Genomic DNA, 22,725 nt, shown 5'->3' on the forward strand with positions numbered 1-22,725 from the left:
ACCCCGGCCGCCTAAAGCTGAACCGTCCGGTGGGGCCGCCCGTCGGCATAGGCATGACTGTAACAACGCATCTCACATCCCCGAGCGGGGCCGCTCAGCGTGGACACGGCGCACCGCAGATCGCCGGTGCCGCGGTGGCCTTTACCTCGCACCGCTACAACCAGGACGAAGTCGCCCGAGAATTAACCGAATTCACCGACCCGCGGTTCCTGCGTTTCGCGCAGACGACGGGGGTCGACCAGCGCAGCCTCGCCCTGCCGCTCTCGCGCTACCCGCAGCTGAGCGGCTTCACCGAAGCGAACGACGCCTATCTCGAGGTCGCGGTCGACCTCGGCGAGCGCGCAATACTTTCGGCATTGGAAGAGGCAGGCATCGAACCGCACGAGGTGGACACGATTGTGATGGTCTCGAGCACCGGCATCGCGGTGCCCACCATCGACGCGCGCCTGATGACCCGGATCGGCCTGCGGCCCGACGTCAAACGCGTCCCGTTGTTCGGACTGGGCTGCGTGGCCGGCGCGGCCGGGATGGCGCGCGTGCACGACTACCTGCATGGCTATCCCGGTGACGTGGCGGTGCTCCTGTCGGTCGAGTTGTGTTCTCTCACGCTGCAGCGCGACGACACCTCGATACCCGCCCTCATCGGCGTGTCCCTGTTCGGCGACGGCGCCGCCGCCGTCGTCGCCACCGGCGCCGACCGAAACCCGTTGAATCGCAAGGGCGCACCGCGAGTGCTGGGCACGCGCAGTCGCGTGGTCCCGGAGACGGTCGACGTCATGGGGTGGAACGTCGGCTCCAGCGGATTCCAGCTCGTGATGTCGCGCGAGGTCCCGAAAATGGCCGAAACCTATCTACGGGCAGAAGTCGACGGGTTCCTCGCCGACCACGGCTTGAACCTGGCGGACATCTCGACCTGGGTGTGCCATCCCGGCGGCCCGAAAGTGCTCGACTCCATCGAGGAGGCGCTGGACCTGCCGCCGGAGAGCATGGTCCACAGCCGAAACTCCATGCGGGACAATGGAAATATCTCCTCAGCGTCGGTGCTGGACGTGTTGCGCCGGACCCTCGCGGAGCCGCCGGCCGCAGGGTCCCTCGGGGTCATGCTGGCAATGGGGCCGGGCTTCAGCTTCGAACTGCTGCTGCTGCAGTGGTGAGGGGATAAGTCATGTATTACTACCTGTTCATCCTGGCCGTCGGGGCCGAACGCCTGGTCGAGTTGGCCGTGTCGCAACGCAATACCAGATGGTCACTGGCCAACGGGGGCAAGGAGTTCGGCCGTGACCACTACCCGGCGATGGTCAGCATGCACGCCCTGCTGCTGGTCTCGTGCATCGTGGAAACGTGGGCCCTCGCCCGACCGTTCATCCCGTGGCTGGGGTGGCCGATGCTGGGCGTCGTGGTGCTCAGCACCGTGGTGCGCTGGCGCTGCGTGGCCGTGCTTGGCAGGCGTTGGAACCCAAGGCTGATCGTGATCCCGGGCGCACCATTGGTCCGCGACGGGCTGTATCGCTGGGTGCGTCACCCGAATTACGCGGCGGTGGCGGCGGAGGTGGCGGCACTGCCGCTCATTCACTCAGCGTGGCTCACGGCGATCGCGTTCAGCATCGCGAACGCGATCGTGCTCAGGGTGCGGATCCGCGCCGAGAACGCCGCATTAGCCCTGGTGTGAGGGCGGTTTCGGCAATCACGGCGCGATGGGCCGATTGGTCCACTCGCGGTCGGGCCGGCGCGACGAGCGGAACCACCCGCCCGCCGCGCCGGTACCGCCGTCGGTTGGGATGGTGTGGCCGGTGACGAATGCGGACAGGTCCGAGGCCAGGAACAAGATCACGTGCGCCTGGTCCTCGGGCACGCCCATGCGGCCGACCGGAACCCATTGCGGCCACTGGGCCTGCTCGTCCGGAGACAGCCACTGCGAGTAGGGCACCTGAAGGGATTCGGTGACGTCGGGCGCGATCGCGTTGACCCGCACCCCATGCCCGCCCACCTGGACCGCGAGGCTGCGGGTGAACTGAATGACCGCGGCCTTGAAGGCGGCGTAGACCGGGTCTTCGGGGTAACCGCGCAGGCCCTCGACGGACGACACGTTGACGATCGCGCCGGCCCGCCGGGCGACCATCGCGGGCAGGAACGCGTGGGTGACCAGGAAGACGTGGTGCAGGTTGATTCGGTACAGCTCGTCCCAGAGCTGGGGATCGGTGTCGGCGAAGTTCCCCGGATGCCGCAGCCAGTGGCCGACGTTGTTGACCAGCGCGTCCACCCGGCCGTAGCGCTCCAACACCGATCGCGCCATGTCGTCGACCGCCGCCGCGTCGCGGACGTCGGTGACCACCGCCACCGCCGATCCGCCCGCGGCCGCGATGTCGTCGACCGTCCGTGCGGCAAGTCCGCCGTCGACGTCGACGATGACCACGTGTGCGCCCTGGTTGGCGAACAGCCGGGCGGTGGCCGCGCCGATGCCGCCGCCACCGCCGGTCACCACGGCCACCCGGTCGCCCAGCAGCGCGTCAGCCCGCATTTCGTCGTTCATCGCTCATATTTTGGGCCACCGGGCGAAGCTCCGGCCGACGAACCGCGGAAAGGCTTTACCTACCCACCGGCTACCGCCGGTAAACCGTGATGTACCCAACATTCGCGCCGAGTTCACGCGGAGTTTTTCGGGCCCGTCGACGGGTATCCGTTGCGCATTGAGGAGGGAGCGCAATGGTGAGCACCGATCCGCATCGCGTATTGCCAAGTGGCGCAATGAAGCGGCGAGTCCACCATCGCCATAGCCCCCAGTCGTTCGCGGTCGCGTTGGCCAGCAGGCTGATCGTGAAGAACACCGTTCGGGCATGGGCTTTCAGTCCTAACCTGCGCTGGCCGTTCGAATACGTCGACGGCTTTGCGGGATTGGTGCCCCGGTTCGCCATCTCGGCGAAGATCGAACCCGTCCAACTGGAAAACTGCGCGGCCGAATGGGTTTGCGCGGCCGGCGCTTCGACGGATCGGGCGATCCTGTACCTGCATGGCGGCGCCTTTCTCACCTGTGGCCTCAACACGCACCGTTCGGTCGTCACGCGACTTTCGCAGGCCGCGGACGCCGCGGTCCTCACGGTCGGGTACCGGAAGCTGCCCAACCATCAGATCACCGACGCAATCGAGGACGGCATGAACGGCCTTCGCTGGCTGCGGGATCGCGGATTCGACGGTGACCGCGTGGTCGTGGCCGGCGACTCCGCCGGGGGCTACCTGGCGTTCATGACCACGCTGCTCGCCATCAGCAGCCAACTGATGCGGCCCGCCGGTATCGCAACGATCTCGCCGTTCACCGATGCCGACCCGGCCCGAAAGCTGAGGCACCGCAACGCGCGCCGGTGCTCGATGTTCACCCGCGGCGCGCTGTCGATGTTCGCCCAATACCTCAGCCAGGCGCAGCTATTGGAGGGCCGCGGGGAGTCCACCGTCGCCTCACCGGTGGACGCCGACCTGTCCGAGTTGCCGCCGGTCACCATCCACGCGAGTTCCGACGAATTGCTGCTGCCCGATGCTGAATTGATGGCAAAGCGATTGGAAGCCAGCGGCGTTCCGTGCGACCTGCACCTGTGGGACGGACAGATTCACGACTTCCCGCTGGCGGCGGACGTCCTGCCCGAGGGCAGGCGCGCCATTCGCCATCTCGGGGATTTCATCAAGGAAGTCACCGCGGTTCCTCAGCCCTGGCGCCGTAACCTGCAAGCCGTCGCGGGGTGACGGGCTGTCTGAAAGCCGCGGTCCCGCAACTGAAATGATGGACCGCGCGGTTGTTGCGCAAGCATGGTTCGGGATCGATCGGCACCGGTTCACTCTCCCGCCAGCGCGGCTGGGATGACTAGAGCGGTGGACCGTTCTCCGGTCGGTTTCCGGGCGGAACCTCGGCGGTAGCGTGCTGCTGCTCCACGGCGCCGGCGACCGGAACCGCGCCGGGGAAAACGCTCGTCGCTCGCACGCACGGACGGCGGCTCGGCCGCCGTGAACCCGTCGAACACGGGCGCCCCGCCCGGGGGCGGCGGTCCGGTAGAGATTCGGCGTCCTGATCCGCACGGCTGCCGATACAGTTGGTCGTGATGAGCCGACCAGTTCCACCCGCGTTGACGGTGCGGTACGAGGGATCCGAGCGCACGTTCGCCGCGGGCAACGACGTGGTGATCGGACGTGACCTTCGCGCCGACGTCCGCGTCGCGCATCCGCTGATCTCGCGCACCCACCTGATCGTCCGATTCGACGAGGGTCGATGGGTCGCCATCGACAACGGCAGCCTCAACGGGTTATTCGTCAACCACCAACGCGTGTCCATGGTCGAAATCCAGGACGGCATGCGCGTCAACATCGGTAACCAGGACGGTCCGGCGCTGACCTTCGAGGTGGGCCGCCATCAGGGGACGGCCGGGCGGCCCCCGCTGACGACGTCGATACCGATCGTCAACCCGGCCACCGCGGCGAGCCCGCGGGCGCCCCTCGGCCAGCCGTCCAGCACCCCATGGCCCAGCCAGCCCCAGCCGTCGGCGTCGGTGTCGTTCCGCCAGCCCACGCATCCGCCCAGCGGGCCCCCGCCCCTGCACCCGCCGAGCGGGCCCACGCCGATGCAGCCGCCGACCGGGTCGATGCCGAGCCACCCGTCGGGCCCGCAGCCGCGACACCCGACCGGTGGCCAACCGGCCGCGCCGCCCAGCGGCCCGCAACACGCACCGCAGATCTATCGCACCCCGCCCAACGCGCCGCCGGCGCAGGCCGCGGGGCCGGAGACGAGCCGCGTCGCCGGCGACGCGGCGAACCTGGCGACCTCGATGATGAAGATCCTGCGGCCGGGCAAGGGCGCGCTGGAGTCGACACCGGGCGCGGTCAAGATCGGCCGGGCCAACGACAACGACATCGTCATCCCCGAGGTGCTGGCGTCGCGCCACCACGCCACGCTGATACCGACGCCGCACGGCACCGAGATCCACGACAACCGCAGCATCAACGGCACCTTCGTCAACGGGGCACGGGTCGACTCGGCCGTGCTGCACGACGGCGACGTCGTCACCATCGGCAACATCGACCTCGTCTTCGCCGGCGGCACGCTGGCCCGCCGTGACGAGAGCGCGACCGCGACCCGCACCGGCGGCCTGGACGTGCGCGGCGTGTCGTGGACCATCGAGAACAACAAGACGCTGCTGGACGACATCTCGCTGGGCGCGCAGCCGGGCACACTGACGGCCGTGATCGGGCCCTCGGGTGCGGGCAAGTCGACCTTCGCGCGGTTGGTCGCCGGGTACACCCACCCGACCAGGGGGACGGTGGCGTTCGAGGGCCACAACGTCCACGCCGAGTACGCCTCGCTGCGCAGCAGGATCGGCATGGTGCCCCAGGACGACGTGGTGCACGGGCAGCTGACCGTCCAGCAGGCGTTGATGTACGCCGCCGAGCTTCGGCTGCCGCCGGACACCACCAAGGACGACCGGGCCCAGGTCGTGGCCCGGGTGCTCGAGGAACTCGAGATGACGCAGCACCTGCACACCCGGGTCGACAAGCTCTCGGGCGGCCAGCGCAAGCGCGCGTCGGTCGCCCTGGAGTTGCTCACCGGGCCGTCGCTGCTGATCCTGGACGAGCCGACCTCCGGCCTGGACCCCGCGCTGGACCGGCAAGTGATGACCATGCTGCGCCAGCTCGCCGACGCGGGCCGCGTGGTGCTGGTCGTCACCCACTCGCTGACCTACCTGGACGTGTGCGACCAGGTCCTGCTGCTGGCCCCCGGCGGCAAGACCGCCTTCTGCGGGCCGCCCAGCCAGATCGGTCCGGCCATGGGCACGACGAACTGGGCCGACATCTTCAGCACGGTCGCCGGCGATCCCGACGGCGCGAAGGCGCGCTACCTGGCGCGCACCGGCCCACCGCCACCACCGCCCCCCGCGCAGCGGCCCGCCGACCTGGGCGACCCGTCGCACACGAGCCTGTTCCGGCAGTTCTCCACGATCGCCAGGCGGCAGGTCCGGCTGATCTTCTCCGACCGCGGCTATTTCGTCTTTCTCGCGGTGCTGCCGTTCATCATGGGGTCGCTATCCATGTCGGTGCCCGGCGACGTCGGCTTCGGCATCCCCAACCCCTACGGCGCCGCGCCCAACGAGCCCGGGCAGATCCTGGTGTTGCTCAACGTCGGCGCCGTGTTCATGGGTACCGCGCTCACCATCCGCGACCTCATCGGGGAACGCCCGATCTTCCTGCGCGAACAGGCGGTCGGGCTGTCCACCAGCGCCTACCTGCTGGCCAAGGTCTGCGTCTACACGGTTTTCGCGGTCGTCCAATCGGCGATCGTCACCATCATCGTGCTGCTCGGCAAGGGCGGCCCGACCCAGGGGGCGGTGGCCCTGGGGCGGCCGGGTCTCGAGCTGTTCGTCGACGTCGCGTTGACGTGCGTGGCCTCGGCGATGCTCGGGCTCGCGCTGTCGGCTATCGCCAAGTCGAACGAACAGATCATGCCGCTGCTGGTGGTGGCGGTGATGTCGCAGCTGGTGTTCTCCGGCGGCATGATTCCCGTGACCGGGCGGCTCGGGCTCGACCAGATGTCCTGGGCGACCCCGGCGCGCTGGGGGTTCGCGGCCTCAGCCTCGACCGCCGACCTGGGCAAGCTGGTGCCCGGTCCGCTCAGCCCAAAGGACTCGCACTGGCATCACACGCCGGGCGCGTGGTGGTTCGACGTCGCGATGCTGGTGGTGATCAGCGTCTTCTACCTGAGCTTCGTCCGCTGGAAGATCCGGCTCAGGGGCGGCTGAGGCCGCCGCGGGTCAGGCGCCCTTGCGGATCACCTGGTCGGCCGCGGCGCGCATGCGATCCGACAACTGGAGCAGGCTGTGCTCGCCCACGCCGAGGGGCAGCGTGTACGCCAATTGCCGCAGTTCGACCGCATAGTTGCGTAAGTCTTCACGAAGGCGCGTCTCTACAGTGGGCATGACATCTCCCTCAGGCTGGGTCCCTCAGGCTGGGGCTGGGCAGAGTGCCTGGTCCGCATCGACCAGCCGATCGAAAAATTTTCGCAGCCCCGCCGGATATCGGCGAGAGCGCCGATGCGAATTAACGGGAGTTTGACAGCATATTTACAGTCGGTCCGTGCTCCAGGCGTGGCGCCACGGCGAAATCCGGGGCGCGTAATCGGTGTGGCGTTACGCTGACGCTGCTTGGTGGAAAGGCCCTCGCGGGGAAGGCTCCAGAAGGGCTTGGCGAAAGGCAATGGCGCCGGAATGGATTTCGAACTCGACGCCGGGCAGCGCGCGTGGCTGGCCGAGGTCCGCGAGTTCCTCCACGACAACGTCACCGCCGAGCTGCGAGCCGAGCTCGCCGAGCACGACCTGGAATTTCCCGGCGGCGAGGTGGCCCGGTTCCGTCGCAGGATCGGGGAGAAGGGCTGGTTCGGGCTCAACTGGCCGCGAGAATACGGCGGACTGGGCCTCGGCGCGATCCACTTGCACCTGCTGATGAGCGAATTCGAGTATTGGGGCGTGCCGGGGCCGGACCTGACGGTCACGTCCGTGGCGCCGATGATCATGCGGCACGGCACCGAACGGAACAAGTCGGAATGGCTGCCGCTGATCGCCAACGGTGAAATGGTCTGCGCCGTGGGCTATTCGGAACCCGACGCCGGCACCGACCTGGCCAGCCTGCGCACCAGCGCGGTCCGCGACGGCGACGACTGGGTGATCAACGGCACCAAGACCTGGAACAGCGGCGCACAGCGCGCCACCCACGAGTGGCTCTGCGTGCGCACCGATCCCAATGGTGTCCGCCATCGGGGGATTTCGGTCATCATCGTGCCGATCGACAGTCCCGGCGTGGCGATCCGCCCGCTGTACGCGTGGTCGGGTTACCGCACCAACGAGGTCCACTTCCAAGACGTGCGGGTGCCGGTCACGAACCTGGTCGGCGAGGTCAACCGCGGCTGGACGTACATCACGGGGGCCCTCGACCTGGAACGCGGCGCGCTGACCAACGCGGGGGACCTGCGTCGCGCGGTCGAGGAGCTGCGTGAGCTCGCGCGGCTCCCGCGCCGCGACGGCACGGTGGCCTCCGACAGCCCATCGCTGCGGCGCCGGCTCGCGCAGGCGGAGGCCGACGTGGCGGTGGCCACCCTGATGGGCTACGAGGCCGCGTCGATCCTGGACAGCGGGGTGATCCCGACGGTGGAGGTCAGCGTCGAGAAGGTCTTCACCAGCGAACTACGCCAGCGCATCGCCGTGCTCGCGCTCGACGTGCTGGGCCCGGACGGTTTACTCGCACACCGCAGCGAGCAGGCGCCGCTGGCCGGCAAGTTCGAGCGGCTCTACCGGGCCGCGCCGCTGATGCGCTTCGGGGGCGGCACCAACGAGGTGCTCCGCGACATCATCGCCCAGCGCGGGCACAAGATGCCCAGCTACGGGCGCTGAAAGGAACCGCGCGCACCCGATGAAAGCGATACCCACCGCTGAACAACGCGACTTCGCCGCATCGTTGCGCGCCCTGCTGGCCGCGGAGAGCCCGGTGCCGTTGGTGCGCGCGCTGACCGAACCGGGCGCGGACCGCCGCACCCCGGCGCTGTGGCACGCGCTGACGGACGCCGGCGTCCTCGGACTGGCCATCGCCGAGGAATACGGCGGCTGCGGCGGGTTCCTGGGCGATCTCGCCGTCTTCTATGTCGAGGCCGGTCGCGCGCTGTGCCCGACGACCGTCCACAGCAGCATCCAGTCCGCGCTCGCCGTCGACCAACTCGGCTGCCCGGACGCCAAGGCCACTTGGCTGCCGGCCCTGGCGCGTGGCACGACGCGCGGCACCACGGCCCTGTGGAGCGCCCGCGACGCCGCCGTGGTGACGGCCGCCCTGCGCGCCGATCCCGTGGCGGGGCAATGGCGGCTCAGCGGCACCGCGGACTACGTCGCCGACGCCGACGTCGCCGACGTCGTCGTGACTTCGGCTGCGGCGCAGGACCGTACGCTGGCGTTCGTCGTCAGCACCGCGGCGCCCGGCGTGACCCTGGAACCGCTCACGATGGCGGGCGCGCAGCGGGCGTGCACCGTGCGCTTCGATGACGTCGCGCTCACCGCCGACGCGCTGCTCGGCGACGTCACCGAGTGCGCACTGCGCCGGATGGCCAACCTGGCGGTGGCATTGGGATCGCTCGACTTGGTGGGAGTCGGGGAGGCGGTCATCGACCGCACCGTCGGCTACACGAAGCTGCGCCACCAATTCGGCCGGCCCATCGCGTCTTTCCAGGCCGCCCAGCACCTGGTCGCCGACATGCACATCGCCCTGGCGGCCGCGCGGTTGGCCGCACATGAGGCGGTGTTCTGGATCGGGCGCGGCCGCACGGCGACCCGCGAAACCGCGATCGCGCGGATGCACGCCGCCACCGCGGCCAGGCAGATCACGTTGGACGCGCACCAATTGCACGGCGGCATGGGCTATGTCACCGAGACCGATCTGCATCTGTGGACCGAGCGGGCCCGGCTGGGCTCGACGTGGGGTGGCGGGGCGGACGTCGCCGCAGCGTGGCTGGAGGAGACCCTGAAATCAGAGGAGGGCCGGTGAGTGAGGACAGCCTGATCGACGCCGAGTCGGCGGCGCGCGTGGGCACCGTCGCCGCGTCGGCGACGGGCGAGGTGAACCGGCGCGACTGGCAACGCTGGGCGGCGGCGGTCGGCGACCACAATCCGCTGTGGTTCGACCCGGAATACGCCAGGGCCAACGGCTTTCGTGACATCATCTGCCCCCCGCTCTTCCTCCAGTACGCCGTGCTGGGCGTCACGCACCTCGAGGCGCTACGACCCGACGGTTCCTCCGGCGCCGTCTCCGGCAGCCTCGCGTTCCCCCGCGCCCCCAAGCGGATGGCCGGCGGCGAGAGCTTCACCTTCCACGTGCCGGCCTATCACGGCGACGACGTCGAGATGGTCCGCACCATCTCGTCCATCGTCGAAAAGCAGGGCCGCTCGGGAAGATTCGTTCTGGTCACCTGGAACACGGTGTACCGCAACCAGCATCAAGACCTGCTCGCCGAGGCGTCCACGTCGATGATCGCCCGTCCCTAGGAACGTCATGACCGGCCAAGTCTTTTACGAAGACATCGAGGTGGGCCACCGGATGCCCGACCTCACCGTTACCGTCGACGAGACGCAGCTGTTCTTCTTCAGCGCCGCCACCTACAACGGCCACCGCATCCACTACGACAAGGACTGGGCGCGCACGGTCGAAGGCTACGACGACGTGCTGGTCCACGGCCCGCTGCAGGCCGCGCTGCTCGGCCGGGCCATCGGGGACTGGATCGGCGGGCGCGGCCGCCTGGTGTCCTTCTCCGTCCAGAACCGGGCGGTCGCCCATCCCGGCCAACCCCTGAGCTTCGGCGGCACGATCACCGGCAAACGCCTCTCCGCCCAGCGCGCGGGGCTGGTCGACCTCGACATCGCCGGCCGCCGCGGCGAGACCGTGCTGATGCCCGGAACGGCGACGGTCGAGCTGCCCCGACGCGGAACGCCGGCGTGACCGGCCTGCGCGGCGAGGCGGCGATCGTCGGCATCGCCGAGCTGCCGGCGCAGCGGCGGCCCACCCGCCCGCCGATGTTCACCCTCGACCAGTACGCGCTGCTGGCAAAGCTGGTGATCGAGGACGCGGGCGTCGACGCCGCGTGCGTCAACGGCCTGCTGACCCACGGCGTCGCCGAATCGGCGATGTTCGCGCCCGCCACACTGTGCGAATACCTAGGGCTGGCATTGGATTTCGGTGAACGGGTCGACCTGGGCGGGGCCAGCGCCGCGGGCATGATCTGGCGGGCCGCGGCCGCCGTGGAGCTCGGCGTCTGCGACGCGGCGCTGGCCGTGGTTCCCGGCTCGGCGTCGCAGCCGCAGTCCGAGAAACGGCCAGCACCGGCACCGAACTGGTATGGGGCGTCGTCGAACAACTACGGATCCCCGCAAGCGGAATTCGAAATCCCGTACGGCAACGTCGGTCAGAACGCGCCGTACGCGCAGATCGCCCAGCGCTACGCGGCCGAGTTCGGCTACGACCCCGCGGCGGTGGCCAAAATCGCCGTCGACCAACGCACCAACGCGGGCGCCCACCCCGGCGCGGTCTTCCACGGCACCCCGATCACGGCGGACGACGTCCTCGGCAGCCCGATGATCGCCGACCCCATCCACATGCTGGAGACCGTGATGCGGGTGCACGGGGGAGCGGGCGTCCTGATCGCCAACGCGGACATCGCCCGGCGCGGCCGCCACCGCCCGGTGTGGATCAAGGGCTTCGGCGAACACATCGCCTTCAAGACGCCCACCTACGCCGAGGACCTGCTGCGCACGCCGATCGCCCGGGCCGCCGACCGGGCGTTCGAGATGGCCGGCCTCACCCGCGCCGAGGTGGACATGGCGTCGATCTACGACTGCTACACGATTACCGTGCTGATGAGCCTCGAGGACGCCGGCTTCTGCGACAAGGGCCACGGAATGTCGTGGATCGCCGGCCATGACCTGACTCACCGCGGCGACTTCCCGCTCAACACCGCCGGCGGCCAACTGTCCTTCGGGCAGGCCGGCATGGCCGGCGGCATGCACCACGTCGTCGACGGCGCGCGGCAGATCATGGGCCGGGCCGCTGACGCGCAGGTGCGCGACTGCCATACCGCGTTCGTCACCGGCAACGGCGGCATCATGAGCGAGCAGGTCGCACTGCTGATCCGGGGGGACTAGCCGTGGACATTCCCGTACCCGAGCCGACGCCGGTGTCGCGACCCTTCTGGGACGCGCTGGCCCGGCACCGCATCCTGGTGCAGTACTCACCCTCGGCCGGGCGCTACGTGTTCTACCCGCGCACCCTCGCCCCGGGGACATTGGCCGACGACCTGGAATGGCGCGAAATCGACGGCGCCGGAACGCTATACACGTTCACGATCGCCCGGCGGCCGACCGGTCCGCCCTGGGCGGACGCGCTGCCGCAGCTGCCCGCGGTCGTGCAGTGGGACGCCGGACCGAAATTCAGCACCGAGCTGGTCGACGTCGACCCCGGCGATGTCGTAATCGGTATGCGCGTCGAGCCGGTGTTCTACGATCTGCCCGAAGACGGGATCACCCTCTTGAAGTACCGGCCGGCGTGACCGACTCAACGATGAGCTCGGGAGGTGTACATGGACGATCCGTTTGACGTCGTCCCGGCGATGCTGCGCGAGTTGAACGCCGGATTCCCGCCCGTCGAGACCATGACCGCGGAGCAGGCCCGCGCCGCCGTCGCCCAGCGACGCCAGCCCGTCACCAACATCGACGACGTCCGCCGCACCGAGGACCGGTCGATCCCGGGGCCCGCCGGTGACATCCCCGCGCGGATCTATTACCCGCACGGCGACGCCCAGGACAACCGCGCCGCGATCGTGTTCTACCACGGCGGCGGATTCGTCCTGTGCGACATCGACTCCCACGACGGCTTCTGTCGCGCCCTGGCCCGCGGCACCCAGGCCGTCGTCGTGTCGATCGGCTACCGCCTCGCGCCCGAACACCCGGCGCCCGCGGCCGCCATGGACGCCTTCGCGGCATTCCGCTGGGTGGTCGACCACGCGCCCGAGCTCGGCATCGACCCGGCGAACGTCGCCGTCGCCGGCGACAGCGCCGGCGGCAACCTCGCCGCGGTCACCGCCGTCCTGTGCCGGGAAAGGGCGGTCACCGGGCCCGCCACACAGGTCCTGTTGTACCCGGTCATCGACCCGTCCTTCGACACCGAGAGCTACCTGCGCTGCGCCACCGGCTACTTCCTCACCGGCGCCGCCATGCGGTGGTATTGGCGCCAATATTTAGGCGATGCAACGCTTTTGGATCCGCCCCACCTGGTGGCGCCCGCGCGGGTGGGTTCGCACGCCGGCCTGCCGCCCGCGGTGATCGTCACCGCCGGTCTCGACCCCCTGCACAGCGAGGGCTGCGACTACGCGCGCCGATTGCGCGGCGCGGGGGTGCGCGTGGTGCATCGCGACTTCCCGGATCTGTTCCACGGCTTCCTGACCATTCTGTCCTTCCCGCCCGCGGCCTCGGCCCGCGACCTGGTCTTCGCCGACCTGCGGGCCCTCCTGCGGCCCACCCTCTGCGAGTCCACATGACGCAAACCGACGTGATCGTGATCGGTGCGGGGTTCGCCGGGCTCTACGCCGTGCACCGAGCGGCGTCGGCGGGCCTCTCGGTGCGCGGGCTCGAGGCGGCGCCCGACGTGGGCGGCACCTGGTATTGGAACCGGTACCCCGGGGCCCGATGCGACGTCGAAAGTGTGGACTACTCTTACTCTTTCGACGACAAGCTCCAGCTGAGCTGGACCTGGAGCGAGCGCTTCGCCGCACAACCGGAGATCCTCGCCTACCTGCGCCACGTCGCGGACCGGTTCGACCTGCGCCGCCACTACCGATTCGAGGTTGACGTCGTCGGCGCCGTGTTCGAGCAGGGGCGGTGGCGGGTCAGCACCCGGGACGGCCAGGCCGATGCCGCGCAGTTCCTGATCTGCGCGACGGGTTGCCTGTCGGCGGTCAACCGCCCCGACATCCCCGGCGTCGACGATTTCGCGGGCGAGGCGTACTTCACCGCGGCGTGGCCGCGTGACGACCCCGACCTGACCGGCAAGCGGGTAGGCCTTATCGGGACGGGATCCTCAGGCATCCAAGCGGTTCCGCTCGTCGCGGCGCAAGCCGACCGCCTGGTGGTGTTCCAGCGCTCGGCGAACTACAGCATCCCGATGCCCAACCGCCCCTGGACACCGGAGGAACAACGGCGGATCCGCGAGGAGTATCCCGAGCGCCGCCGCCTCTCGGCATACGCGGCCGCGGGCACCCCGCACGGCACGTACCACAAGAAGGCGGTGGACACCGAACCGCAGGAACGCGCCGAAGCCCTGTGGCGACGCTGGCGCGAGGGCGGCGTGCTGTTCGCGAAGACCTTTCCCGACCAGAACTCCGACCTGGCGGCCAACGACATCGCCCGCGAATTCGCCGAGCAGCGCATCCGCGAGATCGTCGCCGACCCGGCCGTGGCCGCCGATCTCATCCCCGTCGACCACCCGATCGGGACGAAGCGCATCTGCACCGACGGCGGCTACTACGAGACGTTCAACCGCGACAACGTCGCGCTGGTGAACCTGCGCCGCGAGCCCATCGAGGCGATCACCGCCGGCGGTGTCCGCACCAGCGCGGCGACCTATCCGTGCGACGTGCTGATCTTCGCCACCGGCTTCGACGCGCTCACCGGCGCGCTGACCCGCATCGACCCCGAGGGCCCTGGGGGAGTGCGGCTGAGCGACGTCTGGGCCGACGGCCCGCTGACGTTCCTGGGGCTGATGGTGCCCGGCCTGCCGAACATGTTCACCATCAGCGGGCCGGGCAGCCCGTCGGTGCTGGCCAACATGGTCCTGCACGCCGAGGTGCAGGTCGACTGGGTGATCGAACTCGTGCTCGCCGCCCGCCGCCTCGGGGTGACGGAAGTGGAGCCGCGCCGGGACGCGGCGGAGGCCTGGACGGACCATGTCGCCAGGGCCGCCGAGCAGACGCTCTTTCCGAAGGCCGCGTCGTCGTGGTACCTGGGCGCCAATATCGAAGGCAAGAAACGGGTTTTCATGCCCTACGCCGGCGGGTTCGGCACTTATCGGCGCCACTGCGACGCGGTGGCGCGTCAGCGATACGCGGGGCTGGTGCTGACGACCCGATGATCGAGACGGTTCAGCAGCTGCTGCGGCAGCGCCGCAACGACGACGGTCCGGCCGTGGCCTGCGGTGAGCGCGTCTGGACCTGGCGAGAACACCTTGCGGAGGCCGAGGCGGAGGCCGCCGCGGTGATCGGCCTGGCCGACCCCACTCGCCCGCTTCACGTCGGGGCCCTGCTGCCCAACTCCCCGGCGATGCTGCGCGCCATGGCCGCGGCCGCGCTGGGCGGCTACGTGCTGTGCGGGATCAACACGACGCGGCGCGGGGCGGGGCTGCTGGCCGACATTCGGCGCTCCGACTGCCAGCTGCTGCTCGTCGACCCCGAACACCGGGCCCTGCTGGATGGCTTGGATCTCAACGGGATTCAGGTGCTCGACGTGACCGGCGGGCGCTACGCCGAACTGGTGGCCACCGCGCCGCCCCTGGTGCCGCAGCGCGAGGTAGCAGGCGGCGACACCTTCATGATGATCTTCACCTCCGGGACCAGTGGAGACCCGAAGGTCGTGCGGCTCGCCCACGCGATGATGATCATGTGCGGCGCCAGCCTGGTTTTTCAGTACGACGTCACCGCCGACGATGTGTGCTACCTGTCGATGCCGCTCTTTCACTCCAACGGTGTAGCGGCCGGATGGGCGGTCGCCATCGGCGCCGGCGCCGCGATGGTCCCGGCCCGGTTCTCGCCGTCACGTTTCCTCGACGACGTCCGCCGTTATGGCGTCACGTACCTCAACTATGTGGGCAAGCCCCTGGCGTTGATCCTGTCCACCCCCGAGCGTCCCGACGACGCCGACAACACCCTGCGGGTGGCGTTCGGTAACGAGGCCACCGACCGCGACATCGCCGAATTCGCGCGGCGTTTCGGTTGCCGAGTGGTGGACAGCTTCGGTTCGAGCGAGTTCGCGGTGATCGTCGTCCGCGAGGACGGAACTCCGCCGGGATCGATCGGCAGACCGTATCCGGGAGTCGGCATCTACAACCCGGCGACGCTGCAGGAGTGCGCCGTCGCGGAATTCGACGAACACGGGGCGCTGACCAACTTCGACGCCGCGGTGGGTGAGCTCGTCAACACGACCGGCGCGGGGCCGTTCGTCGGCTACTACAACGACCCGGCCGCGACCGCCGAGCGGGTCCGGCACGGGATGTATTGGTCCGGCGATCTGGCGTACCGGGATGCCGACGGCTGGATCTACCTGGCCGGCCGGACCGCCGACTGGATGCGGGTAGATGGCGAGAACCTGGCGGCCGGCCCGATCGAGCGGATCCTGGAGCGGCTGCCCGGGGTCAGCCAGGTCGCGGTGTACGCGGTGCCCGACGACCGGGTCGGCGACCAGGTGATGGCCGCCCTGGTCTTGCGCGACGGCACGCGGATGGGGCCCGACGAGTTCGCGACCTTCCTTGCCGCACAGCCGGACCTGTCGCCCAAGGCGTGGCCGCGCTACGTGCGCATCAACGCCGACCTGCCCACCACGGCGACCAACAAGATCCTCAAACGCGCGCTGATGGCCGCGGGTGCCAGCGCGGAGGGCGGCGTGCTCTGGAGGCGCCCGGCGCGCGGCACGACCTACGGTCAGCTGACGGCTTCGTCCTGACCCGACTCGGAAAGTTCCTGTGGGGCTTCGCCGAATCGCGCCAGCACGAGCGTGGCCGACACGGCCACCACAAAGCCCGCGATGACCAGCCAGCCCAGGCCTTCGCGGGCGCTGTCGCCCAGCCACACCACGCCGACGAACGCGGGTGCGATGGTTTCACCGACGACCATCCCGGCGACGGCCGTGGTCACCGAGCCTCGGTGCAGGGCGGAGGTCAGCAGCAAGAACCCGGCGGCCCCGCCCGCGGCCGCCGCGTACAGCGCCGGATTGGCGTAGAAGGCGCGGTGGGTCGGATTGATCACCTCGATCAGCCGCACGCCGACCTCGATCACCCCGAACCCGGTGCCGGCCGCCAGCCCGAGCGCGAGGGCGCGCGGCCGGTCCGGCAGTCGGCCCGCCACGGCGCCGGCCAGGAATATCGCGGCCACCACGCCCAGCAGCGCCCAGCCCAGCCCCGCCGGGGCGCGCCGGAAGTGGCCCGGTCCGGCCGCGAGAGCGAGCACGATCAGGCTCGCGCACACGACCCCCACCGCCGTCCACTCGGCCCGCGACAGCCGCGCGGACAGGAGCCACGCGGAGGCGATGCCGGTGACCGCGATCGAGGCGGCCAGCGCGGCGGCCACCACGTAGATCGGCACCAGACGCAACGCCGCCACTTGGAGGAGGAAGCCGACCGCGTCGAGGCCGACGCCGACGATGTACCGCCATTGCCGGGCGGCCCGCATCAGCAGCACGGTATCGACACCCGAGCCGCTGCCGGCTTCCACCGATCGCGTCGCCGCCGCCTGCAACACCGACGCCGTGCCATAACAGACCGAGCACCCCAGCGCGAGCAGGAACCCGATCAGCACACCACGAACAATAGGTGTCGGCGACGAGGGGCGCGCCGAGCCGGTCGGCTGAGAATCCTCTGAACAAATGTTTGGGCGCGACACGTGTGGGGCACGTCACAGGTACGAGTGGCGCTGAGCCCAGCCAAATCCCAATCGCTACCAGTGAACGGTCGTACGGTTTTTGTATGCCATTGTTCGGTTGTTGAACAACTGTGTTACATGCGAATTCAAAGCGGATGTTTAGGGTCGGTGTACAACTGTCTACTCTGATGGCATGGCGGAACGCGGCGCTGAACCCCAAGTCCCACGCGGGCGCCGGCTGTTCCTGCGCGCGGTGCGCAGGTTGTTCAGCCCGCTGCAGCCGGACGACTACTTGGAGATGATCAACCCGCTGTGGACCACCAAGGAGCTGCGCGGGAAGGTCGAGGCCATCGAGCAGCAGGGCTCGGAGGCCGCCAGCGTCCTGATCCGCCCGGGATACGAGTGGCCGGGGCACAAGCCCGGTCAGTACGTGCGCCTCGGGGTGGTCATCGACGGCGTGTACCACTGGCGTGCGTATTCGCTGACATCGGATCCCACACCCGACGACGGGCTGATCAGCGTCACGCCGAAGCGGGTCGACGGCGGCGTGGTGTCGCCGTATCTCGTGCACAAGATTCAGCCGGGGGACCTGGTGCGGCTCGGCGAGATCGAGGGCGTGTTCACCCTGCCGGAGCCCGTGCCGGACAAGATGCTGTTCATCAGCGCCGGCAGCGGCATCACCCCGATCATCAGCATGCTGCGCGACCTCGACCACCGCGACGAACTGCGCGACACCGTCGTCATTCACTCCGCCCGCACCCGCGAGCAGGCCATGTTCCTGCCCGCACTGGAAGAGCTCGAGAAACGACACGAGGGACTCCGGCTGGATCTCCGCTTCACCTCCGAACAGGGGCGGCTCACGCCCGGCGACCTGGACGACGTGTGCCCGGACTGGCGCGAGCGCGAGGCGTTCTGCTCGGGGCCCGGCGACATGCTCGACGCGCTGATCGAGCACTGGGAGGACAACGGCGATCGGGACCGCCTGCATTTCGAGCGGTTCCAGCCGAAGATCGGCGGCGACGCCAACGCCGGCGAGGGCGGCACGGTGTGCTTCCTCGACAGCGACAAGGAAGTCGAATGTGATGGCGGCACATCGATTCTCGAGGCCGGCGAGAAGGCCGGCCTCAATCTCGCCTATGGCTGTCGCATCGGAATCTGCCATACCTGCGTCGGGACGCTGAAGTCGGGCAAACTGCGCGACCTGCGCTCGGGTGACGTGATCGAACCGACCGAGCAGGACGTCCGAATCTGCATCAACACCGCCGAGGGCGACGTCGAACTCGAACTCTGATCGAAAGGAGCGGCTTATGACAACCGCCGTGAAACGGGTTGCGGAGTCACCGCTTTCCCGCCTGGGGGAACAAGAACTGGAAAAGCTCGCGAAGGAATTCGACGCGATCCACGACGAGGTGTTCGCCGACCTCGGCGACCGCGACCGCCGCTACATCAAGAACGTGATCGCGGCCCAACGGCAGATCGTGGTGGCCGGCCGCGTGCTGTTGCTGGCGTCGCGCTCGAAAACCGCGTGGCTGCTCGGCACGGCCTGCCTCTCCATGGCGAAGATCTTGGAGAACATGGAGATCGGCCACAATGTGATGCACGGTCAATGGGACTGGATGAACGATCCCGACATCCACTCCTCGGTCTGGGACTGGGACACCGCGTCGACCGCCGAGTCGTGGAAGCACTCCCACAACTACATCCATCACACCTTCACCAACATCCTCGGCAAGGACAAGGATCTCGGCTACGAGATCATGCGCATCGACCCCAATCAGAAATGGGCGCCGCGCTACCTGGGTCAACCGATCTACAACCTGCTGTTGACGCTGCTGTTCGAGTGGGGCGTGGCCGTCCACGACATGGACATCGACGCCATCCGCAAGCGGGAAAAGCCCTGGTCGGAAGTGCGCAAGGACCTCAAAGGCATCGGGGTCAAGGCGCGCGCCCAGATCGTCAAGGACTACCTGGGTTGGCCGTTGATCAGCGCCGGGGCGTTCGGGCTCACCCAGCTGGCGTTGCGCGGACGGCTCGAACAGCCGGCGCAGTCCCGCATCGCCAGAAGGCTGCGCAGGGTGTCGAAGGGCGGGCGCGTCGGCGCGGCGGCGAACTTCCTCGACAAGGTCGCGCCCGGCGTCGAAAGCACCTACCTGCGCACGCTGGCCGCCGACGCGCTGGCCAACGTGATCCGTAACGTGTGGGCGCACGCCATCATCTTCTGCGGCCACTTCCCGGACCAGACCTACACGTTCACGCAAGAAGAGGTCGAGAACGAGACCCGCGGTGGCTGGTACGTGCGCCAATTGCTCGGCGCCGCGAACATAGACGGCAGCCCGCTGTTCCACATCATCAGCGGCAATCTCGGTTACCAGGTCGAGCACCATCTCTACCCGGACATGCCGAGCAGTCGATACTCCGAGATAGCGCCGCAGGTCAAGGACATCTGCGAGCGCTACGAACTGCCGTACAACTCGGGCCGTTTCTCCAAGCAGTGGGCGATGGTGCACCGCAGCATCTTCCGGCTGGCCTTCCCGGGCGGTAGCCCCCGGCCGAAGCCCGGCCCATACCACGGCAACGTCCATCGGCCCGATCCCGAACGGCCCAGCGAAAGCACGCGGTTCCGCGACCGTGTCCCGGCCGAACACCCGGCGGCGGGCCCCGAACACGACTCCACCGGCGTCGAGGTGCAGCCGCCGCCGCGGGGCAAAGACTGACGCAGGCCGCCGAGTGTGCGCCCTATGCACGAATTCGGGCGGATCTACGTGCATAGGCCCCACACTCGGCGCGGCGCTCGGCCTGACGCGCTCGGCCTGACGCGCTCGGCCTGACGCGCACTGCCGAACCCCCGAATCTGAACCATTTTCGGCGCCCGCTCGTGGATGATCATCGATGATGCGCCGCGTCCAGAGTTCCCGCACCGAAGAGACCGAGCCGACCGACTCCGGCGGTTACGGGTTTCCCTCGCGGCTGTGGCGCCGGCTCGATGAGCACCCCCCGCCGGGCGTCAGGCGGGCGCAGCGCTGGCGCAGCCCCCTGCGCGGGCCATGGCTGACATCCGTGTTCGGCTCGGTGCTGCTGGTCACGCTGCCGATCGTCATCATCACCGGCCTGCTGTCGTACATCGCCTACGGGCCGCGGTTCGGCCAGGCCATCCCCGGCGACGTCGGATGGCTGAAGCTGCCGACGTTCGATTGGCCCACCAACCCGCCGTGGCTGTATCGGCTGACCCAGGGGTTGCACGTCGGGCTCGGACTGATCCTGATCCCCGTGGTGCTGGCCAAACTCTGGTCGGTGATCCCGCGACTGTTCGCCTGGCCGCCCGCCCGCTCCATTGCCCAAGTGCTGGAACGGGTTTCGCTGCTGATGCTGGTCGGCGGCGCCCTGTTCGAAATCGTCACGGGCGTACTGAACATCCAGTACGACTACATCTTCGGTTTCAGCTTCTACACCGCGCATTACTTCGGCGCGTGGGTGTTCATCACCGGATTCGTCGTGCATATCGCGATCAAGATCCCGGCCATGTGGTCCGGCCTGCGCTCGATCTCGGCGCGCGACGTGCTGCGCACCGGGCGCGCCGAGACCCGCGCGCAACCGTGGGAGCCGGACGGGCTGGTCGCCGCGGATCCGGAGCCCGCGACAATGAGCCGGCGCGGCGCCCTGGCGCTGGTGGGCGGCGGTGCCGTGTTCATGGCGGTCATCACCGCGGGGCAGACGCTGGGCGGCTTCACGCGGCCCGCGGCACTGCTGCTTCCGCGCGGGCGGACCCCCGGGAACGGACCCGGCGACTTCGAGGTCAACCGGACCGCGTTAGTGGCCGGCATTTCCCCGGAAACCGCGGGCGAGCGCTGGCGGCTCACGCTGAGCGGAGGCCCGCACGCCGTCGTCCTGGACCGCCAGGCCCTCCTGGCCATGCAGCTGCACACCGCCACGCTGCCGATCGCCTGCGTGGAAGGCTGGTCCACCACCCAAACGTGGACCGGCGTGCGGCTGGCGGATCTGGCCAGGCTTGCCGGCGTTCCGGCACCCGAGTCGGCATACGTCTCGTCGCTGGAGCGCGGGGGCGCGTTCGGCCGCGCGACCTTGCAGGGGAGCCAGGTGCTGCACCCCGACGCGCTGCTGGCCCTGCGCGTCAACGGCGCCGACCTGTCCCCGGATCATGGCTTTCCGGCACGCATCATCGTGCCCGCGTTGCCGGGGGTACACAACACCAAATGGGTCGAATCCATCGTCTTCAGGGCCCCGCCAAATGCGTAGCGCGCGAGTGGCTTTCATCAGGCTCTATGGGTCCCGACCGTGGCACCTGCTGACCCTGACCGCCGGGTTCGCCCTGTTGGGCTACGTGGTGGCGACCAGCAAACCGGTCACGCTGTGGAACCCGCACGTGTGGTGGCAGTCGATCGCCGTGTGGTTCGCGGCGGCCATCGTCGCCCACGACCTGGTGCTGTTTCCGATCTACGCATTGCTCGACCGACTGCTGTCACGCTCCATCGTCCGGCTCCCGCCGCGGCGTGTGCCCGTGATCAACTACATCCGGGTGCCCGCGCTGGGTGCGGGCCTGACGCTGCTGGTGTTCCTGCCCGGCATCATCAAGCAGGGCGCCGCCACGTATTCGGCCGCGACCGGCCAGACGCAGGATCCCTTTCTTGGCCGCTGGCTGCTGCTGACCGCAGCGATGTTCGGCGTCAGCGCCGCCAGCTACGCGGTTCGCACGGCGACGGCCCGGCGAGGCGCCGAGGCGGCACCGGACCTACATGTTGGCGATGATCTGTAGGCGCTGGGCGCTGTACTCGGTGTCGGTGATGGCGCCCCTGGCGTGCAGGTCTTCCAGCTGTTTGAGGCGGTCGTAAAGCGGCGGCTCGGGCCGCGGGAACGCGGCCGGGTGGGCGTGGATGCCGCAGGTGTGCGGCATCGACCCACCCTTGGTGGTCCATCCCGCACCGAGGTCGATGAGCCGCAGCGCGAACAACACGCCGGCGCCGGTGATCGGCAGCCCGAGGTAGAGCATCCACCCCAACGGCACGCCAGCCCGGCTCAGCGCGAAATAACGCGTCAGCAGGACCAGCGCGAGCATCCCGCCGGCCAGCAGCACGACGACCTTACTTTTCATCCGCCATGAACCTCCGTGTCGGTCGCTGCGGTGCAGCTGTGATGTGCCAAGTGCAACGCGACGGGACCGCTACCGATCCCAAGGCGCTGAGCGCGTTCACGGTCCACGGCCGCGCTTGGAGGATTCTTGACAACTTCTTGGAAAGTTCTCTGAAACCCGCGCGTGTTCTGCGCGTTGGGCGACGAGTAACTACTCTGGTCAGCATGGGACGCGGGCGGATCGGGACGGCGACGGCGTTGTGCGCCTGCCTGGCCGCACTCGTCTTGACGCCGTTCGGCGTCGCCCCGACGACGGCGATGACAAAAACCGTTGCGCCGTCGTCATCGTCATCGATCGCCGCGAGTGCCCTCGGACTGCCCAGCTCGCCCTGTTTCATCGGCCTCAATTGCGGATGTGTTCAACACTGCCAAACACCGCCACACCCACGTCCGCCGGCCGTAGC

Annotated in this window: 21 protein-coding genes; 17 read left to right on the plus strand and 4 right to left on the minus strand. The window is 69.1% G+C overall.

Going from position 1 to position 22,725, the window contains the following annotated elements:
• The first annotated feature begins 53 nt into the window (after positions 1 to 53).
• Positions 54 to 1,154 carry a type III polyketide synthase gene (locus BRW65_RS21150; protein WP_084187889.1) on the plus strand — a complete coding sequence of 367 codons (1,101 nt, stop codon included), beginning with the start codon at positions 54 to 56 and terminating at the stop codon, positions 1,152 to 1,154.
• A gap of 11 nt (positions 1,155 to 1,165) precedes the next feature.
• Complete coding sequence (locus BRW65_RS21155) at positions 1,166 to 1,669, plus strand: isoprenylcysteine carboxyl methyltransferase family protein (RefSeq protein WP_073877945.1); 504 nt, start codon at positions 1,166 to 1,168, stop codon at positions 1,667 to 1,669.
• Positions 1,670 to 1,684: 15 nt separating this feature from the next.
• Here BRW65_RS21155 and BRW65_RS21160 read toward each other — a convergent pair whose 3' ends face one another.
• Positions 1,685 to 2,530 (minus strand): SDR family NAD(P)-dependent oxidoreductase, encoded by an 846-nt coding sequence (locus BRW65_RS21160; RefSeq protein ID WP_073877947.1) that lies wholly within the window; start codon positions 2,528 to 2,530, stop codon positions 1,685 to 1,687.
• A gap of 173 nt (positions 2,531 to 2,703) precedes the next feature.
• On the opposite strand from BRW65_RS21160, the gene BRW65_RS21165 reads away from it, so the two are divergent.
• The gene (locus tag BRW65_RS21165; RefSeq protein WP_073877949.1) at positions 2,704 to 3,732 is read left to right on the plus strand and encodes an alpha/beta hydrolase; all 1,029 of its coding nucleotides are present in this window, start codon (positions 2,704 to 2,706) and stop codon (positions 3,730 to 3,732) included.
• Positions 3,733 to 4,085: 353 nt separating this feature from the next.
• Positions 4,086 to 6,770, plus strand: a complete 2,685-nt coding sequence (locus BRW65_RS21170) for an FHA domain-containing protein (RefSeq protein WP_084187891.1) — start codon at positions 4,086 to 4,088, stop codon at positions 6,768 to 6,770.
• A 12-nt stretch (positions 6,771 to 6,782) separates the two neighbouring features.
• Here the strand turns inward: BRW65_RS21170 and BRW65_RS31840 are convergent, their stop codons facing one another.
• On the minus strand, positions 6,783 to 6,947 hold the full coding sequence (locus tag BRW65_RS31840; protein ID WP_167374077.1) for a hypothetical protein: 165 nt from the start codon (positions 6,945 to 6,947) through the stop codon (positions 6,783 to 6,785).
• A gap of 288 nt (positions 6,948 to 7,235) precedes the next feature.
• Between BRW65_RS31840 and BRW65_RS21175 the strand changes: the two genes are divergently transcribed.
• Genes BRW65_RS21175 through fadD1 form a run of 9 tightly spaced genes read left to right on the plus strand, consistent with a single transcriptional unit; the run spans position 7,236 to position 16,262 of the window.
• Complete coding sequence (locus BRW65_RS21175) at positions 7,236 to 8,414, plus strand: acyl-CoA dehydrogenase family protein (RefSeq protein ID WP_073877953.1); 1,179 nt, start codon at positions 7,236 to 7,238, stop codon at positions 8,412 to 8,414.
• Between the two features lie 19 nt (positions 8,415 to 8,433).
• Positions 8,434 to 9,552 (plus strand): acyl-CoA dehydrogenase family protein, encoded by a 1,119-nt coding sequence (locus tag BRW65_RS21180; protein ID WP_073877956.1) that lies wholly within the window; start codon positions 8,434 to 8,436, stop codon positions 9,550 to 9,552.
• On the plus strand, positions 9,549 to 10,049 hold the full coding sequence (locus tag BRW65_RS21185; RefSeq protein ID WP_073877958.1) for a MaoC family dehydratase: 501 nt from the start codon (positions 9,549 to 9,551) through the stop codon (positions 10,047 to 10,049). The genes BRW65_RS21180 and BRW65_RS21185 overlap by 4 nt, the downstream gene beginning before the upstream one ends.
• A 7-nt stretch (positions 10,050 to 10,056) precedes the next feature.
• On the plus strand, positions 10,057 to 10,500 hold the full coding sequence (locus tag BRW65_RS21190) for a MaoC/PaaZ C-terminal domain-containing protein (RefSeq protein ID WP_073877960.1): 444 nt from the start codon (positions 10,057 to 10,059) through the stop codon (positions 10,498 to 10,500).
• Complete coding sequence (locus BRW65_RS21195) at positions 10,497 to 11,699, plus strand: thiolase family protein (protein WP_073877962.1); 1,203 nt, start codon at positions 10,497 to 10,499, stop codon at positions 11,697 to 11,699. The genes BRW65_RS21190 and BRW65_RS21195 overlap by 4 nt, the downstream gene beginning before the upstream one ends.
• 2 nt (positions 11,700 to 11,701) lie before the next feature.
• The gene (locus BRW65_RS21200) at positions 11,702 to 12,103 is read left to right on the plus strand and encodes a Zn-ribbon domain-containing OB-fold protein (protein WP_073877964.1); all 402 of its coding nucleotides are present in this window, start codon (positions 11,702 to 11,704) and stop codon (positions 12,101 to 12,103) included.
• A gap of 30 nt (positions 12,104 to 12,133) precedes the next feature.
• Positions 12,134 to 13,090: an alpha/beta hydrolase gene (locus tag BRW65_RS21205; protein ID WP_073878014.1), complete on the plus strand. Its 957-nt coding sequence runs from the start codon at positions 12,134 to 12,136 to the stop codon at positions 13,088 to 13,090.
• Positions 13,087 to 14,679, plus strand: a complete 1,593-nt coding sequence (locus tag BRW65_RS21210) for a flavin-containing monooxygenase (RefSeq protein ID WP_073877966.1) — start codon at positions 13,087 to 13,089, stop codon at positions 14,677 to 14,679. Before BRW65_RS21205 ends, BRW65_RS21210 begins: the two co-directional genes overlap by 4 nt.
• A complete protein-coding gene (gene fadD1 / locus BRW65_RS21215; protein WP_073877968.1) occupies positions 14,676 to 16,262 on the plus strand; it encodes a fatty-acid--CoA ligase FadD1 in 1,587 nt (528 codons plus the stop codon). Before BRW65_RS21210 ends, fadD1 begins: the two co-directional genes overlap by 4 nt.
• Here the strand turns inward: fadD1 and BRW65_RS21220 are convergent.
• Positions 16,241 to 17,113 (minus strand): DMT family transporter, encoded by an 873-nt coding sequence (locus tag BRW65_RS21220; RefSeq protein WP_244168152.1) that lies wholly within the window; start codon positions 17,111 to 17,113, stop codon positions 16,241 to 16,243. The genes fadD1 and BRW65_RS21220 overlap by 22 nt on opposite strands.
• 256 nt (positions 17,114 to 17,369) lie before the next feature.
• Between BRW65_RS21220 and BRW65_RS21225 the strand changes: the two genes are divergently transcribed.
• From BRW65_RS21225 to BRW65_RS21240, 4 genes are all read left to right on the plus strand, one after another.
• Positions 17,370 to 18,467: a ferredoxin reductase gene (locus BRW65_RS21225; RefSeq protein WP_073877970.1), complete on the plus strand. Its 1,098-nt coding sequence runs from the start codon at positions 17,370 to 17,372 to the stop codon at positions 18,465 to 18,467.
• Between the two features lie 16 nt (positions 18,468 to 18,483).
• A complete protein-coding gene (locus BRW65_RS21230; protein WP_073877972.1) occupies positions 18,484 to 19,890 on the plus strand; it encodes a fatty acid desaturase family protein in 1,407 nt (468 codons plus the stop codon).
• 175 nt (positions 19,891 to 20,065) lie between these two features.
• On the plus strand, positions 20,066 to 21,430 hold the full coding sequence (locus BRW65_RS21235) for a molybdopterin-dependent oxidoreductase (protein ID WP_084187890.1): 1,365 nt from the start codon (positions 20,066 to 20,068) through the stop codon (positions 21,428 to 21,430).
• Positions 21,423 to 21,947 carry a hypothetical protein gene (locus BRW65_RS21240; protein WP_073877974.1) on the plus strand — a complete coding sequence of 175 codons (525 nt, stop codon included), beginning with the start codon at positions 21,423 to 21,425 and terminating at the stop codon, positions 21,945 to 21,947. The genes BRW65_RS21235 and BRW65_RS21240 overlap by 8 nt, the downstream gene beginning before the upstream one ends.
• Here BRW65_RS21240 and BRW65_RS21245 read toward each other — a convergent pair.
• Positions 21,924 to 22,283: an SHOCT domain-containing protein gene (locus tag BRW65_RS21245; protein WP_073877976.1), complete on the minus strand. Its 360-nt coding sequence runs from the start codon at positions 22,281 to 22,283 to the stop codon at positions 21,924 to 21,926. The genes BRW65_RS21240 and BRW65_RS21245 overlap by 24 nt on opposite strands.
• Between the last annotated feature and the right edge of the window lie 442 nt (positions 22,284 to 22,725).

This window comes from Mycobacterium paraffinicum, assembly GCF_001907675.1.
Lineage (GTDB): Bacteria > Actinomycetota > Actinomycetes > Mycobacteriales > Mycobacteriaceae > Mycobacterium > Mycobacterium paraffinicum_A.